21 protein-coding genes are annotated in these 22,003 nt (G+C 70.8%); 7 read left to right on the plus strand and 14 right to left on the minus strand.

Annotated features, from left to right (window positions below; genetic code table 11):
• Positions 1 to 169: 169 nt before the first annotated feature.
• The 5 genes from AES38_RS08340 to sufB are packed head-to-tail and all read right to left on the minus strand — an operon-like array spanning position 170 to position 4,230.
• Positions 170 to 505: a metal-sulfur cluster assembly factor gene (locus tag AES38_RS08340; protein ID WP_072174627.1), complete on the minus strand. Its 336-nt coding sequence runs from the start codon at positions 503 to 505 to the stop codon at positions 170 to 172.
• Complete coding sequence (gene sufC / locus AES38_RS08345; protein ID WP_053774582.1) at positions 502 to 1,272, minus strand: Fe-S cluster assembly ATPase SufC; 771 nt, start codon at positions 1,270 to 1,272, stop codon at positions 502 to 504. The genes AES38_RS08340 and sufC overlap by 4 nt, the downstream gene beginning before the upstream one ends.
• A 13-nt stretch (positions 1,273 to 1,285) precedes the next feature.
• Positions 1,286 to 1,606 (minus strand): non-heme iron oxygenase ferredoxin subunit, encoded by a 321-nt coding sequence (locus AES38_RS08350; protein ID WP_053774583.1) that lies wholly within the window; start codon positions 1,604 to 1,606, stop codon positions 1,286 to 1,288.
• Complete coding sequence (gene sufD, locus AES38_RS08355; protein WP_174775894.1) at positions 1,603 to 2,811, minus strand: Fe-S cluster assembly protein SufD; 1,209 nt, start codon at positions 2,809 to 2,811, stop codon at positions 1,603 to 1,605. Before sufD ends, AES38_RS08350 begins: the two co-directional genes overlap by 4 nt.
• Positions 2,812 to 4,230: a Fe-S cluster assembly protein SufB gene (gene sufB / locus AES38_RS08360; protein ID WP_053774584.1), complete on the minus strand. Its 1,419-nt coding sequence runs from the start codon at positions 4,228 to 4,230 to the stop codon at positions 2,812 to 2,814.
• A gap of 324 nt (positions 4,231 to 4,554) precedes the next feature.
• Between sufB and AES38_RS08365 the strand changes: the two genes are divergently transcribed.
• A complete protein-coding gene (locus AES38_RS08365) occupies positions 4,555 to 5,505 on the plus strand; it encodes a COX15/CtaA family protein (RefSeq protein ID WP_256998795.1) in 951 nt (316 codons plus the stop codon).
• 291 nt (positions 5,506 to 5,796) lie between these two features.
• On the opposite strand, the gene AES38_RS08370 is transcribed toward AES38_RS08365, so the two are convergent.
• Entirely contained in the window at positions 5,797 to 6,717 is a 921-nt protein-coding gene (locus AES38_RS08370) for a heme o synthase (RefSeq protein ID WP_053774586.1), read from the minus strand.
• A gap of 174 nt (positions 6,718 to 6,891) precedes the next feature.
• On the opposite strand from AES38_RS08370, the gene tkt reads away from it, so the two are divergent.
• From tkt to pgl, 6 genes are all read left to right on the plus strand, one after another.
• Positions 6,892 to 8,982, plus strand: a complete 2,091-nt coding sequence (tkt, locus tag AES38_RS08375) for a transketolase (protein ID WP_053774587.1) — start codon at positions 6,892 to 6,894, stop codon at positions 8,980 to 8,982.
• A gap of 152 nt (positions 8,983 to 9,134) precedes the next feature.
• Positions 9,135 to 10,250: a transaldolase gene (gene tal, locus AES38_RS08380; protein WP_053774588.1), complete on the plus strand. Its 1,116-nt coding sequence runs from the start codon at positions 9,135 to 9,137 to the stop codon at positions 10,248 to 10,250.
• A complete protein-coding gene (locus tag AES38_RS08385; RefSeq protein WP_053774589.1) occupies positions 10,247 to 11,842 on the plus strand; it encodes a glucose-6-phosphate isomerase in 1,596 nt (531 codons plus the stop codon). The genes tal and AES38_RS08385 overlap by 4 nt, the downstream gene beginning before the upstream one ends.
• Positions 11,843 to 11,880: 38 nt before the next feature.
• Complete coding sequence (zwf, locus tag AES38_RS08390; protein WP_043669570.1) at positions 11,881 to 13,422, plus strand: glucose-6-phosphate dehydrogenase; 1,542 nt, start codon at positions 11,881 to 11,883, stop codon at positions 13,420 to 13,422.
• A complete protein-coding gene (locus tag AES38_RS08395; protein ID WP_053774590.1) occupies positions 13,419 to 14,417 on the plus strand; it encodes a glucose-6-phosphate dehydrogenase assembly protein OpcA in 999 nt (332 codons plus the stop codon). The genes zwf and AES38_RS08395 overlap by 4 nt, the downstream gene beginning before the upstream one ends.
• Positions 14,414 to 15,187, plus strand: a complete 774-nt coding sequence (pgl, locus tag AES38_RS08400) for a 6-phosphogluconolactonase (protein ID WP_053774591.1) — start codon at positions 14,414 to 14,416, stop codon at positions 15,185 to 15,187. Before AES38_RS08395 ends, pgl begins: the two co-directional genes overlap by 4 nt.
• Positions 15,188 to 15,335: 148 nt before the next feature.
• On the opposite strand, the gene AES38_RS08405 is transcribed toward pgl, so the two are convergent.
• The 8 genes from AES38_RS08405 to rapZ all read right to left on the minus strand — a co-directional run bounded on the left by AES38_RS08405 (position 15,336) and on the right by rapZ (position 21,938).
• Entirely contained in the window at positions 15,336 to 15,704 is a 369-nt protein-coding gene (locus AES38_RS08405) for an RNA polymerase-binding protein RbpA (protein WP_053774592.1), read from the minus strand.
• 11 nt (positions 15,705 to 15,715) lie between these two features.
• Entirely contained in the window at positions 15,716 to 15,967 is a 252-nt protein-coding gene (secG, locus tag AES38_RS08410) for a preprotein translocase subunit SecG (RefSeq protein ID WP_012038429.1), read from the minus strand.
• A gap of 142 nt (positions 15,968 to 16,109) precedes the next feature.
• Entirely contained in the window at positions 16,110 to 16,913 is an 804-nt protein-coding gene (gene tpiA / locus AES38_RS08415) for a triose-phosphate isomerase (protein WP_053774593.1), read from the minus strand.
• Positions 16,904 to 18,118, minus strand: coding sequence for a phosphoglycerate kinase (locus AES38_RS08420; protein ID WP_053774594.1), 1,215 nt, complete (start codon positions 18,116 to 18,118; stop codon positions 16,904 to 16,906). Before AES38_RS08420 ends, tpiA begins: the two co-directional genes overlap by 10 nt.
• Before the next feature lie 6 nt (positions 18,119 to 18,124).
• Complete coding sequence (gene gap, locus AES38_RS08425; RefSeq protein WP_043669585.1) at positions 18,125 to 19,132, minus strand: type I glyceraldehyde-3-phosphate dehydrogenase; 1,008 nt, start codon at positions 19,130 to 19,132, stop codon at positions 18,125 to 18,127.
• A gap of 126 nt (positions 19,133 to 19,258) precedes the next feature.
• Complete coding sequence (locus tag AES38_RS08430) at positions 19,259 to 19,885, minus strand: superoxide dismutase (protein WP_012038433.1); 627 nt, start codon at positions 19,883 to 19,885, stop codon at positions 19,259 to 19,261.
• Positions 19,886 to 20,052: 167 nt separating this feature from the next.
• The gene (gene whiA / locus AES38_RS08435; RefSeq protein ID WP_053774595.1) at positions 20,053 to 21,033 is read right to left on the minus strand and encodes a DNA-binding protein WhiA; all 981 of its coding nucleotides are present in this window, start codon (positions 21,031 to 21,033) and stop codon (positions 20,053 to 20,055) included.
• Positions 21,034 to 21,062: 29 nt separating this feature from the next.
• Positions 21,063 to 21,938 (minus strand): RNase adapter RapZ, encoded by an 876-nt coding sequence (gene rapZ, locus AES38_RS08440; protein ID WP_012038435.1) that lies wholly within the window; start codon positions 21,936 to 21,938, stop codon positions 21,063 to 21,065.
• Positions 21,939 to 22,003 lie beyond the last annotated feature (65 nt).

Consider the following 22,003-nt stretch of genomic DNA (forward strand, 5'->3'; position numbering starts at 1 on the left):
CGACCCGCAGCAGAGGGGGTCGAGCCCGGTCGGTCGAGGGCGTCCATCGGACCCGACCGGTCCAGTGTACGAGACGACGGCGCCCGAGGGCTCCGGGGGCCCGGACGCGACGACGGCCCCACCCGGGAGCGGGTGGGGCCGTCGAGGTGGATGCGGCGCGGTGCGCGGGTCAGATGGAGAAGCCGAGGGCCCGCATCATGTCGCGGCCGTCGTCGGTGATCCGCTCCGGACCCCACGGCGGCATCCACACCCAGTTGATGCGGAACGCGGCCACGACGCCGTCGAGCGCCTCCGCGGTCTGCTCCTCGAGCACGTCGGTCAGCGGGCAGCCCGCCGACGTCAGCGTCATGTGGATGATGAGCGCGTCGTTCTCGTCGTCCCACGCGAGGTCGTAGATGAGCCCCAGGTCGACCACGTTGATCCCGAGCTCGGGATCCATGACGTCCTTGAGCGCCTCCTCGACCTCGTCGAACTTCTGCGGGGAGAGCGTGCTCTGCGTGCTCACGCCGTCACCGTCGTGGAGGGCGTGAGGAAGCGGTCGTAGCCCTCCTCCTCGAGGCGGTCGGCGAGCTCGCGGCCGCCCTGCTCGGCGACGCGGCCCGCGACGAACACGTGCACGAAGTCGGGCTGGATGTAGCGGAGGATGCGCGTGTAGTGCGTGATGAGCAGGAGCCCGAGGCCCGTGTTCGCCTTCGCGCGGTTGACGCCCTCGGAGACGATCTTGAGCGCGTCGACGTCGAGGCCGGAGTCGGTCTCGTCGAGCACCGCGAACTTCGGCTTCAGCAGCTCGAGCTGCAGCACCTCGTTGCGCTTCTTCTCGCCGCCGGAGAAGCCCTCGTTGACGTTGCGCTCGGCGAACGCGGGGTCCATCTTGAGCGCGGCCATGGAGGTGCGGACGTCCTTGATCCAGCCGCGGATGGCCGGCGCCTCGCCGTCGATCGCGGTCTTCGCGGTGCGGAGGAAGTTGGTCGTGGTGACGCCGGGGATCTCGACCGGGTACTGCATGGCGAGGAACAGGCCCGCGCGGGCGCGCTCGTCCACCGTCATGTCGAGGACCTCGACGCCGTCGAGCGTGACCGAGCCGGAGTCGACGTGGTACTTCGGGTGACCCGCGATGGAGTACGCGAGCGTGGACTTGCCCGAGCCGTTCGGGCCCATGATCGCGTGGATCTCGCCCTCGTTGATCGTGAGGTCGACGCCCTTGAGGATCTGCTTGCGACCCTGCTCGGTGTCGACGCTGACGTGCAGGTCGGTGATGGTGAGAGTTGACATGCGTGCGGTTCCTCTAGCTCTTCGGGGTGGTGTCGATGTGGATGTCGCCGTCCACGATCGTCACGGGGTAGACGGGGACGGGCTCGTAGGCCGGCAGCGTGCGCGGCTTGCCCGTCTCGAGGGAGAACTTCGACCCGTGGGCCCAGCACTCCAGGGTGTCGCCCTCGACGAAGCCCTCCGCCAGCGAGATGTCGCCGTGCGTGCAGGTGTCGCCGATGGCGTGCACCGTGCCCGAGGAGTCCTTGACGAGGGCGATGGCGAGGCCCTCGACCTCGATGCGGAGCGCCTCGTTGACGTCGAGGTCGTCGACGGCGCAGATGCGGACGGCGGTCATCGGACGACCGCCCCGGTGGACGTGCCGGCGAGCTCGGCCTCGATGGCGGACTGCAGCCGCTCCTCGAGGTCGGGGACGCCGATCTGCTGCACGATCTCGCTGAGGAAGCCGCGGACGACGAGGCGGCGCGCCTCCTCCTCCGTGATCCCGCGGGCCTGCAGGTAGAACAGCTGCTCGTCGTCGAAGCGGCCCGTGGCGCTCGCGTGACCGGCGCCGGCGATGTCGCCGGTCTCGATCTCGAGGTTCGGGATCGAGTCGGCGCGCGTGCCGTCCGTGAGCACGAGGTTGCGGTTCTGCTCGTAGCTGTCGGTGCCGGGCGCCGAGCGGCGGATGAGCACGTCGCCGATCCACACCGTGCGAGCACCGGCGCCCTGGAGCGCGCCCTTGTAGGTGACGCGGCTGCGGGTGTTCGGAGCGTCGTGGTCGACGTAGACCTGCTGCTCGAGGTGCTGGCCCGCGTCGGCGAAGTACACGCCGAGGAGCTCGCCGTCGGCGCCCTCGTTCGAGAGGTGCGCGGAGGGGTTGACGCGGACGATGGATCCGCCGAGCGTCACCACCACGTGCTTGAGCTTGGCGTCCCGGCCGACGACGGCCTGGTGCGCGGCCAGGTGGCGCGCCTCGTCGTCCCACTGCTGCACGGTCACGACCGTGAGCTCGGCCTGGTCGCCGACGACGATCTCCACGTTCTCCGCGAGGGAGGCGGAGCCGGCGTTGTCGAGGATGACGACGCCGCGGCTGAAGGGGGCGGCGGTGATCAGGGTGTGCGCGGCACGCGGCGCGGAGCCGAGCTCGGAGCGGCCGACCGTGACGGTGACCGGCTCCTCCCCCGAGACCTCGATGGCGAGCGCCTCGCCGAAGGACGACCAGGCGTTGGCCTGGGCGCGGTCCTCGGGGGCTCCGGCCGTGCCGATGCGGGCGTCGTCCCGGGGGATCCAGGAGACGGACGCGCCGGCGGCCTCGGAGCTGGTGACCTCGTAGCGCGAGCCGTCGAGCTCACCCGAGATGAGGTCGTCGAGCCGGCGGACGGGCGTCAGCTTCCAGACGGCCTCGCGGCCGGTGACGGCGTCGAACGCCTCGACGTCCGTGGACGTGAAGCGCTCGGAGCGGGTCTGGATGGGGATGACGCCCCACCCCCCGTCGGTGTGCGGTCGGGCGCCGTTCCCCAGGGGGGCGACGGCTTCGGTGGTGGCGAGTGGGGTCGTCATCTAGCCGACGGATCCTTCCATGCCCATCTCGATGAGCTTGTTGAGTTCGAGCGCGTACTCCATGGGGAGCTCGCGGGCGATGGGCTCGATGAAGCCGCGGACGATCATGGCCATGGCCTCGTCCTCGGGCATGCCCCGGCTCATCAGGTAGAACAGCTGCTCCTCGCTGACGCGCGAGACGGTCGCCTCGTGGCCGAGCTGCACGTCGTCCACGCGGATGTCGATCGCGGGGTACGTGTCGGAGCGGGAGATGGTGTCGACCAGCAGCGCGTCGCAGCGGACGGTGTTGGCCGAGTGGTGGGCGGCCGCGTCCACGCGGATCTCGCCGCGGTAGCCGGCCCGGCCGCCGCCGCGCGCGATGGACTTCGAGACGATCGACGACTGCGTGTACGGCGCCATGTGCACCATCTTCGCGCCGGCGTCCTGGTGCTGGCCGGGGCCCGCGAAGGCGACCGACAGGGTCTCGCCCTTGGCGCGCTCGCCCATGAGGTAGATGGAGGGGTACTTCATCGTGACCTTCGAGCCGATGTTGCCGTCGATCCACTCCATGGTCGCGCCCTCGGCCGCCGTGGCGCGCTTGGTGACGAGGTTGTAGACGTTGTTCGACCAGTTCTGGATGGTCGTGTACCGGACGCGGGCGTCCTTCTTCACGATGATCTCGACGACCGCGGAGTGCAGCGAGTCGGACTTGTAGATGGGCGCGGTGCAGCCCTCGATGTAGTGGACGTAGCTGCCCTCGTCCGCGATGATCAGCGTCCGTTCGAACTGGCCCATGTTCTCGGTGTTGATGCGGAAGTACGCCTGCAGCGGGATCTCCACGTGCACGCCCTTGGGCACGTACACGAACGAGCCGCCCGACCAGACGGCCGTGTTCAGCGCGGCGAACTTGTTGTCGCCGGCCGGGATGACCGTGCCGAAGTACTCCTTGAACAGGTCCGGGTGCTCGCGCAGCGCCGTGTCGGTGTCCATGAAGATGACGCCCTGGTCCTCGAGGTCCTTCTGGATCGAGTGGAAGACGACCTCGGACTCGTACTGGGCCGCGACGCCGGAGACGAGGCGCTGGCGCTCCGCCTCGGGGATGCCGAGCCGCTCGTACGTGTTCTTGATGTCGTCGGGCAGGTCCTCCCACGTCTGGGCCTGCTTCTCCGTGGAGCGCACGAAGTACTTGATGTTGTCGAAGTCGATGCCCGACAGGTCGGCGCCCCAGGTCGGCATGGGCTTCCGCCCGAAGAGCTCGTAGCCCTTCATCCGGTTGGCGAGCATCCACTCGGGCTCGCTCTTGCGCCGCGAGATGTCGGCGACGACCTCGGGCGAGATGCCGCGCTTCGCGGACGCACCGGCGACATCGGAGTCGGACCAGCCGAACTCGTACTGCCCCAGGCTCTCGAGCTCGGGTCGGTCGATGAGCACATCTGACATGGCTACCTGCTTTCCTGACGATCTGGGCGTATCAGCGCCGTATCGGCATACCCCCCGCACGGCGACGCCGCTTCGGTGACGAGAGGAAGACTGTGGGTGTCCGGGATGCGGCGGCTTCACGCCTCGCACCCCTCTTAGGATGAACACGAACGCGGGTGGACTTGTTCCCGCCGTCCTCGCTGACGTGCCGGATGCTGCAAGCACCGACGTGTTCCATGAACCACCCGATTCTACGGGCAATCCAGCGGGCGCGGAAGGCAGGCAGTGACTCACGGCACCGATGCGGGGCAGTCTCCCAGTGGGAGCGTGCTAGGTCAGACCACCATGGTGGCGAGGAGGCTGCGGGAGCGGCTGCCGGACGGGATCACGCGGGCCACCCGCGTGCTCGTCTGGACGACCCTCGTCGTGCAGACGCTCGTCGTGGGCACGGGCGGGCTCGTCCGGCTCACGGGGTCCGGGCTCGGCTGCCCCACGTGGCCCCGGTGCACCGCCGACTCGTTCGTCTCCACGCCGGAGATGGGCGTCCACGGGATCATCGAGTTCGGCAACCGCCTGCTCACCTTCGTGCTCGTGATCGTCGCCGTCGCCACGTTCCTCGCGGTGCTCCGGCTCCGCGGCCGCGGGCGCGGCGTGTTCTCCCTCGCGCTCGCGATCGGCCTCGGCATCCCGGCGCAGGGCGTCATCGGCGGCATCACGGTGCTCACGGGCCTCAACCCCTACGTGGTCGGCCTGCACTTCGTCGTGTCGGTGGTGCTCGTGGTGCTGTCGACCGTGCTGGTCTGGCGCACCTACCACCCGCTCGACGAGGCCGAGCGGTCGGTGCCGTCGTCGTTCCTGGGCCTCGCGCGAGCCACGGCGGCGGTCGTCGGCGTCACGATCCTCGTCGGCATCGTCGTCACCGGATCCGGCCCCCACGCGGGGGACCAGGGCGCCGCGCGCAACGGCCTCGACCCCGAGCTGCTGCAGCACGTGCACAGCTGGCCGGCGTACACGACGTTCGCGCTCACCGTCGTGCTCGTCGCCATCGCCGCGCGGAACCGCTGGAAGGCGGTCTCGCGCTGGACGCGGGCGCTCCTCGCGGTGGAGCTCGTGCAGATCGCCGTCGGGCTCATCCAGGCGCGCACCGGGCTGCCCGAGTTCCTCGTCGGGCTCCACATGGTGCTCGCCTGCCTGCTCGCCTCCGCGATGACCGCGACCCTGCTGAGCACGACGCGACGCGCCGACACGCTGCGCCTCACCCCCGCCGAGGTGCGCCGGTCCGCCCACGTCGGCTGATCCCCCGCCAGCTCCTCCCCGACGCCCGCCCGAGCCCCGCTCGCGGCGGGCGTCGTCGCGTGGGGAGGGCGTCAGCGTGTCGGCGACCCGGGGCCGCGACGATGCCCGCCGACCGCGCGTCCCGAAGGACGCGGGCGTCGCGGGGCCGCCGACGAGTCGGGTCGTCCCATGCGAGGCGCGACCGGATCCGCGCGGCTCCCTCCGCGCGGCACGCGTGCATGTGCGCAAGGCAGCGCAGGCCGGGCGCAGCAGCATCCGCGCGGGGCGGACCTCAGCAGGTGGCGGCGCGGATCAGAACGGCAGCAGCGGGTCGACGCCGACCGCGAGGAAGAGCAGCGAGAGGTACGAGATGGACGCGTGGAAGACGCGCATCGGCTTGATCGTCTCGTGGCGCACCGCGAGGTCGTACAGGCGGTGCGTCTCGTACACGAACCAGCCGCCGCCGGCGAGGGCCGCGACGGTGTAGACGAGGCCCATGCCGGCCACCGGGATGAGCAGCAGCGAGCAGGCGAGCGTCGCCCACGCGTAGAGGATCGTCTGCAGACCCACGGCCGCACGGCCGCGGACGACCGCGAGCATCGGCACGTTGACCGAGGCGTAGTCGTCGCGGTACTTCATGGACAGCGGCCAGTAGTGCGGCGGCGTCCAGAGGAACACGATCATGAAGAGGATGACGGGCGCCCAGGAGATGTCGCCCGTGACCGCGGCCCAGCCGATGAGGACGGGCATGCAGCCGGCGGCACCGCCCCAGACGATGTTCTGCGGCGTGCGGCGCTTGAGCCACAGCGTGTAGACGAAGACGTAGAAGAGGATCGCGGCGAGCGAGAGCGCCGCGGCGAGCCAGTTCGAGATGACGCCGAGCCAGACGATGCTCGCGACGCCGATGATCCAGGCGAAGACGAGGGCCTCGCGGTCCGTCAGCTCGCCCGTCACGAGGGGGCGACGCTGCGTGCGCTTCATGACGCGGTCGATGTCGCGGTCGATGTAGCAGTTGAAGGCGTTGGCGCTGCCCGCGCTCAGGGCACCGCCCACGAGGACGCCGAGGATCAGCCAGGGGTTCGGCCATCCGCCCTGGGCGAGGATCATGACGGGCGCGGTGGTCACGAGCAGGAGCTCGATGACCCGCGGCTTCGTCAGTGCGACGTACGCCTTGGTCTTCCTCGCCACGCCGATCGTCTCCCGATCGACCCGACTCTGCACCGCAACGTTCATCGCACCTCTAACTCGCCGGACATTCCGTCCCCATGGTAGGCCACGGCACCTGCGAGCCGAGCCGCGTCGGGCCCGTCGCGACGGGCTCGGAACACCTGGGGCCGAGTGGGTGTTCCCTATACTGATAGGCGGTCCGGCTGGGCCTCCCCCCATCTTCAGAAGGGCTAGAACCAAGTGGCAGAATTGCAATGGGACCCCATCGACAGCAAGGCGGTCGACACCGCACGGATCCTCGCCGCGGACGCGGTGGAGAAGGTCGGAAACGGTCACCCCGGCACCGCCATGAGCCTGGCCCCGGCGGCCTACCTCCTGTTCCAGAAGGTCATGCGCCGCGACCCGTCCGACAGCACCTGGATCGGTCGCGACCGGTTCATCCTCTCGGTGGGCCACAGCTCGCTCACGCAGTACACCCAGTTCTTCCTCGGCGGCTACGGCCTCGAGATCGAGGACCTCCAGGCCCTCCGCACGTGGGACTCCAAGACCCCGGGGCACCCCGAGTACGGCCACACCGACGGCGTCGAGATCACCACCGGCCCCCTCGGCCAGGGCCTCGCCTCGTCGGTGGGCTTCGCCTACGCCGCCCGCTACGAGCGCGGCCTGTTCGACCCGGAGGCGCCCGCGGGCGAGAGCCCCTTCGACCACTTCGTGTACGTGATCGCCGGCGACGGCGACATGCAGGAGGGCATCACCTCCGAGGCCTCCTCCCTCGCGGGGCACCAGGAGCTCGGCAACCTCATCGCGATCTACGACAGCAACCAGATCTCGATCGAGGACGACACCGACATCGCGTTCACCGAGGACGTGGCCGCGCGCTACGAGTCCTACGGCTGGCACGTGCAGCACGTCGACTGGAAGAAGACCGGCGAGTACGTCGAGGACGTCCAGGAGCTGTTCGACGCCGTCGAGGCCGCCAAGGCCGAGACGCGCAAGCCGTCGCTGATCATCCTCAAGACGATCATCGGCTGGCCCTCCCCCAAGAAGCAGAACTCGGGCAAGATCCACGGCTCCGCCCTCGGCGCCGAGGAGCTCGCGGCCGTCAAGCAGATCGTCGGCTTCGACCCCGAGAAGAGCTTCGAGGTGCCGGACGGCGTCCTCGAGCACACCCGCCAGGCCGTCGAGCGCGGCCAGCAGCAGCACCGCGAGTGGGACGAGAAGCTCGCCGCGTGGGCCCAGGCGAACCCCGAGCGCAAGACGCTGCTCGACCGCGTCCTCGCCGGCGACGCCCCCGAGGGCCTCGACGAGGCGCTCCCCGTGTTCCCCGCGGGCAAGGACGTCTCGACGCGCGCCGCGTCCGGCAAGGTCATCAACGCCATCGCCGAGGTCATGCCCGAGCTGTGGGGCGGCTCCGCCGACCTCGCGGAGTCGAACAACACGACCATCGAGTCGGCGCCGTCCTTCGTGCCCGCCGAGCGCTCCACCGACATGTGGAAGGGCGACCCCTACGGCCGCGTCCTCCACTTCGGCATCCGCGAGCACGCCATGGGCGCGATCCTCAACGGCATCGTCCTGCACGGCAACACCCGCCCCTTCGGCGGCACGTTCCTCATCTTCAGCGACTACATGCGCCCGGCGGTCCGTCTCGCCGCGCTCATGAAGGCGCCGTCGATCTTCGTCTGGACGCACGACTCGGTCGCCCTCGGCGGCGACGGGCCGACGCACCAGCCGGTGGAGCAGCTCGCCAGCCTCCGCGCCATCCCGGGCCTCGACGTCATCCGCCCCGCGGACGCCAACGAGACCGCCCAGGCGTGGAAGACCATCCTCACGCGCCGCATGGGCCCGGCGGGTCTCGCGCTCTCGCGCCAGAACCTGCCCGTCGTCGAGCGCGGCACGGGCGAGGCCACGGCCACCGAGTACGCCTCGGCCGCGGGCGTCGCCAAGGGCGCCTACGTCCTCGCCGACGCCGAGGGCACGCCCGACGTGATCCTCATCGCCACGGGCTCCGAGGTGCAGTTCGCGCTGGAGGCCCGCGAGGCCCTCGCCGCGGACGGCGTCCAGGCCCGCGTCGTCAGCGCCCCGAGCCTCGAGTGGTTCGAGGAGCAGGACGCCGCGTACAAGGAGCACGTCCTCCCCGAGGCGGTCGCCGCGCGCGTCTCCGTCGAGGCGGGCGTCTCGCTCTCCTGGAAGCAGTACGTCGGGCACCACGGCCGCAGCATCTCGATCGAGCACTTCGGCGCCAGCGCCGAGTACGAGGTCCTGTACCGCGAGTTCGGCATCACGACGGAGGCCGTCGTGGCCGCCGCCAAGGAGTCCATCGCCTCCCTCTAGCAGCTGACGAGGAGCGGGGCGGCCGAGCTGCTCCGCTCCCCGCCGGCTCACCCCGACCGTCCCGCCCCACCGGCGCCTCGGACGGGTGACCGGAGGGGCGCGTGCGCGCGCCCCTCCCCCCGAACCCCTCCAACCAGCACGAAGAAGGCAACATGACCGACACCACTTCCCCCACCGCGCAGCTCTCCGCCGCGGGCGTCAGCATCTGGCTCGACGACCTGTCCCGCGAGCGCATCGATGCCAAGGGCATCGAGAAGGTGATCGCCGAGCGCGACGTCGTCGGCATCACGACGAACCCCACCATCTTCGCGTCGGCCCTCGCCAAGGGCGAGGCGTACGACGCCCAGGTCCGCGAGCTCGCGGCCGACGGCGCCGACGTCGACCGCGCGGTCTTCGAGATCACCACCCGCGACGTCGGCGAGGCCGCGCGCATCTTCCGCCCCGTCTACGACCGCACCGCCGGCTTCGACGGCCGCGTCTCCATCGAGGTCTCCCCCGACTTCGCCAACGACACCCAGGCGACCATCGACGAGGCCCACAAGCTGTGGGACAAGATCGCCGAGCCCAACGTCATGATCAAGATCCCCGCGACCCGCGAGGGCCTCGAGGCGATCACCGAGGTCATCGGCGCCGGCATCAGCGTCAACGTCACCCTGATCTTCAGCCTCGAGCGCTACCGCGAGGTCATCAACGCGTACCTCACCGGCCTCGAGAAGGCCAAGGCAGCGGGCATCGACCTGTCGACCATCCACTCGGTCGCCTCCTTCTTCGTGTCGCGCGTCGACACCGAGATCGACAAGCGCCTCGACGCGCTCGGCACGGACGAGGCCACCGCGCTCAAGAGCAAGGCCGGCGTCGCCAACGCGCAGCTCGCCTACCAGGCGTTCGAGCAGACCTTCGCGTCCGAGCGGGCCCAGGGCCTCCTCGGCGCCGGCGCCAACAAGCAGCGCCCCCTCTGGGCCTCGACGGGCGTCAAGAGCCCCGACCTGCCCGACACGCTCTACGTCACGCAGCTCGTCGCCGCGGACGTGGTCAACACGATGCCGGAGAAGACGCTCGACGCGACCTTCGACCACGGCGTCATCGAGGGCGACACCATCACCGGGTCCTACGACGCCGCGAACGACGTCCTCAACCGCGTCGACGCGCTCGGCATCTCCTACAAGGAGGTCACCGAGCTCCTCGAGACCGAGGGCGTCGAGAAGTTCAAGGTGTCGTGGAGCGAGCTCATCGAGACCGTGACGAACGCCCTGGACGGCGCCAAGTGAGCGTCCGCATCGCGCTGAGCGGCGCGGCGGCCACCGCCGTCGAGACCCACGTCCCCGCCCTCGTCGAGGCCCACGTCGCGTCCGGCATCACCGGGCTCGACGGCACCCTCTGGGGCTCTGACGCCGAGTCCGAGGCCATCAAGCGCCTCGGCTGGACGCAGGCGGTCTCCGTCTCGCGTCCCCTCGTCGCCGAGATCGAGGCGCTCCGCGAGGAGCTCCGCGGCCAGGGCGTCGACCACATCGTCCTCGGCGGCATGGGCGGATCCTCGCTCGCGCCCGAGGTCATCACCCGCACCGCGGGCGTCGAGCTCACCGTCCTCGACTCGACCGATCCCGGCCAGGTCCTGGCGGCGCTCGACGACCGCCTCGCCACCACGGCCGTCGTCATCTCGTCGAAGTCCGGCTCCACGCTCGAGACCGACAGCCAGAAGCGCGTCTACGAGAGGTCCTTCCGCGAGGCGGGCATCGACCCGACCGCGCGCATCGTCATCGTGACCGACCCGGGCTCCCCGCTCGACGAGTCGGCACGCGCCGACGGCTACCGCGTCTTCAACGCCGACCCCGACGTGGGCGGCCGCTACAGCGCGCTCACCGCGTTCGGCCTCGTGCCGTCCGGCCTCGCCGGCGCCGACATCTCCGGCCTGCTCGACGAGGCGGAGGCCGCGTCCGCGCAGCTCGCCGTCGACGACGTGTCGAACCCGGGCCTCGTGCTCGGCGCCGCGATCGCCGGCACCTCGCCGCTGAAGGACAAGCTCGGCATCGTCTCCGACGGCACGCACATCGTCGGCTTCGGCGACTGGGTCGAGCAGCTCATCGCGGAGTCGACGGGCAAGCTCGGCACGGGTCTCCTGCCCGTCGTGCTGCCGACCGACGCCCCCGAGCTGTCGCTCGGCCTGGCCGACCTCCAGATCGCGCGCCTCGTCGCCGACGTCGACGCGCACGACGCGGCCGAGGGCGAGATCGTCATCAGCGGCACGCTCGGCGCGCAGATCCTCACGTGGGAGTACGCCGTCGCCGTCGCGGGCCGTCTGCTCGAGATCAACCCGTTCGACCAGCCCGACGTGGAGGCCGCCAAGGTCGCCGCGCGCGGCCTGCTCGACGACCGTCCCGCGCCCGAGGCCCCCGTCGTGACGACGGACGGCATCGAGGTGCGCGGCACGGGCGACGTCACCGAGGGCGCGACCGACGTGTCGTCCGCCGTCGACGCCCTGCTCGCGCAGGTCGGTCCCACGGGGTACGTGGCCGTCCAGGCCTTCGTCGACCGCCTCGCCCTCCCCGAGCTGGAGCGCCTCCGCGACGCCGTGGCCCGCAAGGTCGGCCGTCCGGTCACGTTCGGCTGGGGCCCGCGCTTCCTGCACTCCACGGGGCAGTTCCACAAGGGCGGCACCCCCGTCGGCGTGTTCCTGCAGATCACCGCGGACGCGGCCGAGGACCTCGCGATCCCCGACCGCCCCTTCACCTTCGGCGAGCTCATCCAGGCCCAGGCCGCCGGCGACGCCACCGTGCTCGCCGAGCACGGCCGTCCGGTCCTGCGGCTGAACCTGACCGACCCCACCACGGACGCCCGGGCCCTGCTCTCGACGCTCGAATGACCGCATCGCCGGACCCGTCCGGCAGATCGAGGAGTTACATGTCGCCGGTGGATATCACCCCGGAATTCAATCCCCTGCGGATCCCTTCAGACCGACGGCTGAACCGCATCGCAGGGCCGAGCAGCCTCATCATCTTCGGCGTGACGGGTGACCTGTCGCGCAAGAAGCTGATGCCGGCCGTCTACGACCTCGCCAACCGGGGGCTCCTGCCCCCCGGCTTCGCGCTCATCGGCTTCGCCCGGAGGGACTGGGAGGACCAGGACTTCGAGCAGGTCGTGTACGAGGCCGTCAAGCAGTACTCGCGCACCAAGTTCGACGAGGACGTCTGGCGCCAGCTGGCGCAGGGCATCCGCTTCGTGCAGGGCACCTTCGACGACGACGAGGCGTTCCAGACGCTGAAGGACATCACGGAGGAGCTCGACCGCGAGCGCGGCACGATGGGCAACCACGCGTTCTACCTGTCGATCCCGCCGAAGTCCTTCCCGCTGGTCACCGAGCAGCTCCGCCGCTCGGGCCTCGCGGAGCAGAAGGAGGGCCACTGGCGCCGCGTCGTCATCGAGAAGCCCTTCGGGAGCGACCTCAAGACGGCCCGCGAGCTGAACGCGGTCGTCGAGACGGTCTTCCCGCCGGACTCGGTGTTCCGCATCGACCACTACCTGGGCAAGGAGACGGTCCAGAACATCCTGGCGCTGCGCTTCGCCAACCAGCTGTACGAGCCCCTGTGGAACGCGAACTACGTCGACCACGTGCAGATCACCATGGCCGAGGACATCGGCGTGGGCGGCCGTGCCGGCTACTACGACGGCATCGGCGCAGCTCGCGACGTGATCCAGAACCACCTCCTGCAGCTCCTCGCCCTCACGGCCATGGAGGAGCCCGTCGCGTTCGACGCGTCGAGCCTCCGGGACGAGAAGGAGAAGGTGCTGTCGGCGGTGCGCCTGCCGAAGGACCTCTCCACCGCCACGGCCCGCGGGCAGTACGCCGGCGGCTGGCAGGGCGGCGAGGAGGTCGTGGGCTTCCTCGACGAGGACGGCATGGACCCCGAGTCCACGACCGAGACCTACGCGGCCATGCGGCTCGACATCAACACGCGCCGCTGGTCGGGCGTGCCGTTCTACCTGCGTGCCGGCAAGCGCCTCGGCCGCCGCGTGACGGAGATCGCGGTCGTCTTCAAGCGCGCCCCGCAGAACCTGTTCGCGGAGGACCAGACCTCGGCCCTCGGGCAGAACGCGCTCGTCATCCGGGTGCAGCCCGACGAGGGCGTCACCATCCGCTTCGGCTCCAAGGTGCCGGGCGCGGGGATGCAGGTGCGCGACGTCACCATGGACTTCGGCTACGGCCACGCCTTCACCGAGGCGAGCCCGGAGGCGTACGAGCGGCTCATCCTCGATGTGCTCCTCGGCGACCCGCCGCTCTTCCCCCGTCACCAGGAGGTCGAGCTGAGCTGGAAGATCCTGGACCCCATCGAAGAATTCTGGCGCACGCAGGGCCAGCCCGAGCAGTACCGTCCGGGCACCTGGGGGCCGGCCTCGGCCGACGAGCTCCTCGCCCGCGACGGACGGACCTGGAGGCGGCCATGAGAGTCGATCTGCCGAACACCACCACCGCCAAGATCTCGAAGGCGCTCGTCAAGATCCGCGAGGAGGGCGGCGCTGTCGCCCTCGGTCGCGTCCTGACGCTCGTGATCTCCACCTCGCTCGGCAGCGAGGAGGAGGCCATCGAGGCCGCCAACGACGCGTCGCGCGAGCACCCCATGCGCGTCATCGTGATCTCGACCGAGCGCGGCGCAGCGGCGGAGGCGACCACCGAGCCGGCTCGCGTCGACGCCGAGATCCGCGTGGGCGGCGACGCCGGCGCGAGCGAGGTCGTCGTGCTCCGCGTGTACGGAGCGGCCGCCGAGGACGAGGAGAGCCTCGTCACGGGTCTCCTCCTCCCGGACGCGCCCGTGGTCGCCTGGTGGCCGCACGACGCTCCGGCGGTCGTCAGCCAGTCGCCCCTCGGTCGCATCGCGCAGCGCCGCATCACGGACTCGTCCACGAGCAGCAACCCGCGGATGGCCCTGCAGCACCTCGCGGAGACGTACGCCCCCGGCGACACGGACTTCGCGTGGACGCGGCTCACCCTCTGGCGGGCCCTGCTCGCCGCGGTGCTCGACCAGCCGCCGTACGAGCCCGTCACCCAGGTGGAGGTGTCCGGCGCCGCCGACTCCCCCTCCACCGTGCTCCTCGCCGCATGGCTCGGCCTGCAGCTGCAGGTGCCCGTCCTGCACGAGGTCACGACGCGGGCGACCGGGTCGAGCGGGATCCACGGCGTGCGGCTCCACCGCGCGTCCGGCGTGATCGACCTCGACCGGCCGATCGCCAACGTCGCGACGCTCAAGCAGCCGAACCAGCCGACGCACGACGTGAGCCTCCCCCGCCGGAGCCTCCGCGACTGCCTGGCCGAGGAGCTGCGGCGACTCGACCCCGACGCCCTGTACGGGGACGTGATCCGTCACGGTCTCGAGCAGGCCACGGCGGGCCAGGGGTACATCACCGCGTCCACCACCGCACGGAAGGACTCGGGCGACCGATGACCACGAACGACCGCAGGGTGCTCGTGCACCCCGACAAGAAGGCCATGACCGGCTCCGTCGCCGCGCGCTTCCTCACGAAGCTCGTCGACATCCTGGACGAGGAGGAGACGGCCAACGTCGTCCTCACCGGGGGGACGGTGGGCCCGAGCATCCTCGCGGCCGTGAACGACTCCGCGGCGCGTGACAGCGTCGACTGGACCCGCGTGCACTTCTGGTTCGGCGACGAGCGGTGGCTGCCCCAGGGCGACCCCGAGCGCAACGACACCACGGTGCGCGCCGCCCTGCTCGACCACATCGACGTGCCCGCGGAGAACATCCACGCCATGGGCGCGAGCGACGCCGGCCAGAGCCTGGAGGAGGCCGTCGAGGCGTACACGGCGGAGCTCGCCGCGCACGCCAACGGCGACACCGCGCTCCCCCGCTTCGACATCACCTTCCTGGGCGTCGGACCGGATGGGCACGTGGCCTCGCTCTTCCCGGACAGCGACGGCATCCGCACCATGGACGCCGCCGTGATCCCGGTGCGCAACTCCCCGAAGCCGCCGGCGGAGCGCATCTCGCTCACGCTGCCGGTGCTCAACTCGTCGCTGCGCATCTGGATGGTGCTCGCCGGTCCCGACAAGGCCTTCGCGCTGGGTCTCGCCCTGGCGGGCGCGGACCGCACCGAGGTGCCCGTCGCGGGCATCAAGGGCCGGAAGCGGACGGTGTTCTTCATCGACCGCGAGGCGGCGGCGGACGTCCCGGAGAACCTCATGCTGTCGTCCTACTGACGACGGGGCCGGCGTGAGCCGGTGCACGACCACGACGGGCGGACCCTCTCCGGGTCCGCCCGTCGTCGCATGTCCGGGAGGACCACCGCCCGGACGCAGAACGCCCCCGTCCTCGTGGACGGGGGCGTTCGACGTGGTGCGGACGAGGCTACTTCGTGGCCTTCACGGTGCCGCGGCGGGCGCGGAGCTGCTCCAGCGCCTCCTCGAGGAGCTGGCTCGCCTCCTCCTCGCTGCGGCGCTCCTTCACGTACGCGAGGTGCGTCTTGTACGGCTCGAGCTTGGCGACCGACGGCGGGTTGGCCTTGTCGCGCCCGGCCGGGAGACCCGACTGCGGGGAGTCGATGGTCTCGGGGATCTCCTCCTCGGGCAGGTTCGCCGCGAAGTGGCGGACGGTCTCGTTGCCGAGGGCGTCCCAGTACGAGATCGAGATGCGCTCCGCGTGGAAGCCGCGGTCCTGCTCGCCCATGGGGCCCGCGCCGACGCGCGAACCGCGGATGGCGCTTCCTCCTGATGCCATGTGGCTGCTCCCTACAATCCGGTGTCGAACTTGGTGATCAGCCCGAGGACCACGATGCACGTGACCCAGACGAGGCCGAGGATGACGGTGATGCGGTTCAGGTTCCGCTCGGCCACGCCCGAGGAGCCGAGGCTCGACGTCGTGCCGCCCCCGAACATGTCGGACAGACCGCCGCCCCGCCCCTTGTGCAGGAGGATGAGCATGGTCAGCAGGAGGCTGGTGATTCCCAGAACCACCTGCAGGACTACCTGGAGGATTTCCACGTGCGGCCTTTCGGGTGCGCGGTGCTGTGGCCGAGACGACCGGTGAACGGCCGATGGGCCGTTGTCGATTATAGCGGGCAGCTGGATGCGGCGAGCCGCCCGCGCCCGGTGGGGCGCGAGCGGCTCGAGGTCGTGGTGCGGATCAGACGCCGACGTGGGAGCGGAACCGCGCGATCGCGGAGAACTCCTGCACGTCGAGGCTGGCACCGCCGACGAGGGCGCCGTCGACGTCGGGCTCGCGGAGGAACCCCGCGATGTTGCCCGACTTGACCGAGCCGCCGTAGAGGATGCGGGTCGCCGTGGCGGCCTCGTCGCCGAGCAGCTCGGCGACGACGGCGCGCAACGGCGCCGCCACCTGCTGGGCCTGCTCGGGCGTCGCGGCCTGGCCGGATCCGATGGCCCACACGGGCTCGTAGGCGACGACGATGTCGGCGCCCTTCGGGAGCCCCTGCAGCGCGACGCGCAGCTGCGCCACGGGGACGGCGCTCGCGCCGTGCTCCTCGAGGTCGGCCGCGGTCTCGCCCACGCAGATCACGGGGACGATGCCGTGCTTCACGGCGGCCGCCGACTTGGCGGCCACCTGCTCGTCGGTCTCGCCGTGCAGCGTGCGCCGCTCGGAGTGGCCGACGATGACGTAACGGCAGGCGAGCTGGGCCAGGAACGCCGCGGAGATCTCCCCCGTGTACGCCCCGGACTCGTGCTCGGAGACGTCCTGCGCGCCGTAGGCCAGCTCGAGCTTGTCGGCCGAGACCAGCGTCTGCACGCTGCGGATGTCGGTGGCCGGCGGGAACACCGCGACCTCCGCCTCCTGGTAGTCGTGCTTGGCGTCCTTCAGGCTCCACGCGAGCTTCTGGACGAAGGCGATGGCCTGGAGGTGGTCCAGGTTCATCTTCCAGTTGCCCGCGATGAGCGGGGTGCGCCCCTTCGGGCGATCGGTCACTGCCATCCGAGGACCTCCAGTCCCGGCAGGCGCTTCCCCTCGAGGAACTCGAGGCTCGCGCCGCCTCCGGTCGAGATGTGACCGAAGCGGTCATCATCGAATCCGAGCGCGCGGACGGCCGCCGCGCTGTCGCCGCCGCCGACGACGGACAGGCCCTCGACGCGCGTGAGCGCGTCGGCGACCGTCCTCGTGCCCGCCGCGAACGGCTCCAGCTCGAAGACGCCCATGGGGCCGTTCCAGAACACCGTCGTCGATCCGCGGATGATGGTCGCGAACGCGTCGGCGGTCTCGGGGCCGATGTCGAGCCCGAGCCCCTTCGCGCCCGCGGGCGTCTCCTCGATGGCGTCGGCGCGCGTGACCTCGTGGGCGGCGTCGGCGGAGAACCCGTCGGCGACGACCACGTCGGTGGGCAGCACGATCTTGACGCCGCGCTCCTCGGCCTCGGCCAGGTAGCCCTTGACGGTCTCGACCTGGTCCTCCTCGAGGAGGCTGGATCCGACCGGGTGGCCCTGCGCCTTCAGGAACGTGAAGAGCATCCCGCCGCCGATGAGCAGCGAGTCGACGCGCGGCAGCAGGTGGCCGATGACGCCGAGCTTGTCCGACACCTTGGATCCGCCGAGCACGACCGTGTACGGCCGCTCCGGGTTCTCCGTCAGGCGGTCGAGGACCTCGAGCTCGCTCGCGATGAGCGAGCCGGCGGCGCTGGGGAGCGCCGACGCGAGCTCGAACACGCTGGCCTGCTTGCGGTGGACGACGCCGAAGCCGTCGGACACGAACGCGTCCCCCAGCTCGGCGATCGACTCCGCGAAGCCGCGGCGGACGGCCTCGTCCTTGCTCGTCTCCTCCGCGTGGAAGCGGAGGTTCTCGAGCACGAGGACGTCGCCGTCACCGAGCGCCTCGACGGCCGCGCGAGCGGAGTCGCCGACCGTGTCCGTCGCGAACGCGACCTCGGCGCCGAGCAGCTCGCCGAGGCGGGCCGCGACGGGGCGCAGGCTGTACTTCTCATCCGGGGTGCCGTCGGGGCGGCCGAGGTGCGAGATGACGACGACGCGTGCACCGGCCTCGCGGAGACCCGAGAGGGTCCCCAGCGAGGCGCGGATGCGCCCGTCGTCGCCGATCACGCCGTCCTTCAGAGGGACGTTGAGGTCGCAGCGCACGATGACGCGGCGGCCCCGCAGCTCCCCCAGGGAGTCGATGGTGCGGAGTGCCACGGCCGGTTACAGGCGATCGGCGACGTACTCGGTGAGGTCGACGAGGCGGTTGGAGTAGCCCCACTCGTTGTCGTACCACGACGCGACCTTGACCTGCGAGCCGATGACCTTGGTGAGGCCGGCGTCGAAGATCGAGGAGTGCGGGTCGTTGACGATGTCGCTCGAGACGATGGGGTCCTCGGTGTACTTGAGGATGCCCTTGAGGGGGCCCTCGGCGGCGGCCTTGTACGCGGCGTTGACCTGCTCGACCGTGACGTTCGCCGTGGTCTCGATGGTGAGGTCGGTGATCGAGCCGGTGGGCACGGGCACGCGGAGCGCGTAGCCGTCGAGCTTGCCGACGAGCTCCGGGATCACGAGGCCGAGCGCCTTGGCGGCACCGGTCGACGTGGGGATGATGTTGACCGCGGCGGCACGGGCGCGGCGGAGGTCGCTGTGCGGGCCGTCCTGCAGGTTCTGGTCGGCCGTGTACGCGTGGACCGTCGTCATGAGGCCGCGCTCGATGCCGAACTCGTCGAGGAAGACCTTGGCGAGGGGCGCGAGGCAGTTCGTGGTGCAGGACGCGTTCGAGATCACGTCGTGCGTGGCGGGGTCGTAGGTGCCCTCGTTGACGCCGAGGACCAGGGTCGCGACGTTGTCGCCCGTGGCGGGCGCGGAGACGAGGACCTTCTTCGCCCCGGCCGTGATGTGCTTGCGCGCGTCCTCCGCCTTGGTGAAGCGGCCGGTGGACTCGATGACGATCTCGACGCCCAGCTCGCCCCAGGGGAGGTTCGCGGGGTCGCGCTCCTCGAGGACGCGGATGGCCTTGCCGTTGACGACGATGTTGTCGCCGTCGAGCTCGACGGTGGCGTCGAGGCGGCCCGTGATGGAGTCGTACTTGAGCAGGTGCGCGAGCGCCTTGTTGTCGGTGAGGTCGTTCACCGCGACGATCTCGATGTCGCTGCCCTTGGCGAGCGCGGCGCGGAAGTAGTTGCGGCCGATGCGGCCGAAGCCGTTGATGCCGATCTTGACGGTCACGTGTTCTCCTGATGTTCTGCGCGCTCGGGGGCGGCGGGTGGGTGGTGGAGGGCGGGGTCTTCGGGGAGCCGGGCGTGCGGATCCGCGCGCGGCCGGGGTCTCCCCGCCGGCCGCCCGCGGAAGCGGCTACGAGAGGAGGAAGAGGCCCTGCGTCTTCGTGCGCGCGGCGTCGAAGCGCGCCTGGACGTCGGCCCAGTTCACGATGTTCCAGAACGCCTTGACGTAGTCGGCCTTGACGTTTACGTAGTCGAGGTAGAACGCGTGCTCCCACATGTCGAGCAGCAGGATCGGGACGGTCGCCGCGGCGAGGTTGCCCTGGTGGTCGTACAGCTGCTCGATGATGAGCTTCTGGCCGAGCGAGTCCCACGCGAGGATGCTCCAGCCGGAGCCCTGGATGCCGAGGGCGGACGCGGTGAAGTGCGCCTGGAACTTGTCGTACGAGCCGAAGAACTCGTCGATGGCCGCGGCCAGCTCGCCGGTCGGCTTGTCGCCGCCGTCCGGGCTGAGGTTGTTCCAGAACACCGTGTGGTTCACATGGCCCGCGAGGTTGAACGCGAGGTCCTTCTGCAGCTTGTTGACGAAGGTCAGGTCGCCGGCGTCGCGCGCCTCCTGCAGCTTGACGAGGGCGGTGTTCGCACCGTCGACGTAGGTCTTGTGGTGCTTGTCGTGGTGCAGCTCCATGATGCGGCCGCTGATGCTCGGCTCGAGGGCCGAGTAGTCGTACGGGAGGTCGACGAGAGTGTAGTCAGCCATAGGTGTATCTCCTCTTCATTGCCCGGGGGCTCCCGGCCACAGGCCGGGGGTGGGTGACGGATCGAGTCTAGTCCGGCGGCCCTCCGCGCCACCTGGCCGGATGACGCCCGACGTCGACCGGATCGACGCGTCGCCGCGCGGGCCCGAGGGCGGGGCGGACCCGCGGATCAGACGTCGTCGAGGTCGGCCGGGAGGTTCGCGTCGGTGCCGGGCAGGCCCTCGTCGACGGCCTTCTTGTCGGCCATGGCGAGCAGACGGCGGATGCGCCCCGCGACCGCGTCCTTGGTCATGGGCGGGTCGGCGTGGTGGCCCAGCTCGTCGAGGCTGGAGTCGCGGAAGCGCAGGCGCAGGTCGCCCGCGTACTTGAGGTGCTCCGGGATGTCCGGGCCGAGGATCTCCATGGCCCGCTCGACGCGCGCGCACGCCGCGACCGCGGCCTGGGCGGAGCGGCGGAGGTTCGCGTCGTCGAAGTTGACGAGGCGGTTGGCGGTGGCGCGCACCTCGCGGCGCTGGCGCATCTCCTCCCAGTTGACGACGGTCCCCTGCGCGCCCATGACCCGCAGCATCTGCCCGATGGCGTCGCCGTCGCGGATGACGACGCGGTGGACGCCCCGCACCTCGCGCGCCTTGGCGCTGATGTCGAGGCGTCCCGCGGCGCCGACGAGCGCCATGGCGGCCTCGTTGCCGGGGCACGTGACCTCGAGCGCGGCCGAGCGACCGGGATCCGTCAGCGTACCGGCGGCCAGGAACGCACCGCGCCAGACGGCGGCGATCTCCTCGCGGGAGCCCGTGGTGAGCCGGTTGGGCAGCCCGCGGATGGGGCGGCGACGTGCGTCCAGCAGGCCCGTCTGGCGGGCCAGGGTCTCGCCGCCCTCCATCACGCGCACCAGGTAGTGGGTGGCCCGGCGCATGCCGGACGCCGGGATGACGGAGATGTCGCTGCGGACGCCGTAGAGCTCGGCGAGGTCCTTGCGGACGCGACGGGCGAGGAGCGGCGTGTCGAGCTCGGACTCGACCGCGATGCGGTTCGAGATGAGGTGGAGCCCGCCGGAGAAGCGCAGGATGGTGGCCAGCTCGGCGGCCCTCACCGTGGTCTTGCTGACCTCGACGCGTGACAGTTCTTCCTTGACGTCCGAGGTCAGAGGCAAATGCTTACTCCCTTGATGAGATGGGTGCCCTACTCCCGGCCGAGGTCGCGGTGCTTGGTGCTGACAGCGACGCCGGGAAGGGCGCGGAGGAGGCTGGAGAGCTCCTCGGAGACGGCCACCGAGCGGTGCTTGCCGCCGGTACAGCCGATAGCGATCGTAGCGTGTCTCTTGTTCTCCCGCTGATAGCCCGCGAGCACCGGGGCGAGCGCGCGGGCGTACGCGTGGACGAACTCCTCGGCGCCCTCCTGGCCCAGCACGTAGTCGCTCACGGCCTTGTCCCGACCGGTGAGCGGGCGCAGCTCCGGGGTCCAGAACGGGTTCGGGAGGAAGCGCATGTCCGCCACCATGTCGGCGTCCGCGGGGGTGCCGTACTTGAAGCCGAAGCTCATGACGGTGACGCGGACGCCGGCGTCGTCGGCGCCGCTGAACTGCTCGGTGATGGTCGTGGCGAGCTGGTGGATGTTGAGCTCGGAGGTGTCGATGACGAGGTCGCTCGCCTCGCGGATCTCGATCATGCGCGCGCGCTCGGCCGCGATGCCGTCGAGCAGCGTGCCGTTGCCCTGCAGCGGGTGCGGGCGTCGCACCTGCTCGAAGCGCCGGACGAGCGCCGCGTCGGTCGCCTCGAGGAAGAGGACGCGGAGGCGCGGACCCGTGCCGAAGGTCTGCAGGATGTCGCGCAGCTCCGAGAAGAAGTCGCCGCCCCGGACGTCGACCACCGCGGCGATCTTCGGCAGCGAGGTGCCGGCTCGACCCGCGAGCTCGACGAGCGGCTTGAGCATCTGCGGCGGGAGGTTGTCGACGACGTACCAGCCGAGGTCCTCCAGCGCGTTCCCGACGGTGGAGCGGCCCGCGCCGGACATCCCCGTCACGATCATGACGTCCTGCTGGGGGATCTCCACGCTCATGCGGGCATGCACCTCTCGTCGCGCTGTCGGTGGATCCAGTCTAGGCGCGACCCGCGACAGCGGGC

This window comes from Clavibacter capsici (genome assembly GCF_001280205.1).
In the GTDB taxonomy this organism is placed as follows: domain Bacteria; phylum Actinomycetota; class Actinomycetes; order Actinomycetales; family Microbacteriaceae; genus Clavibacter; species Clavibacter capsici.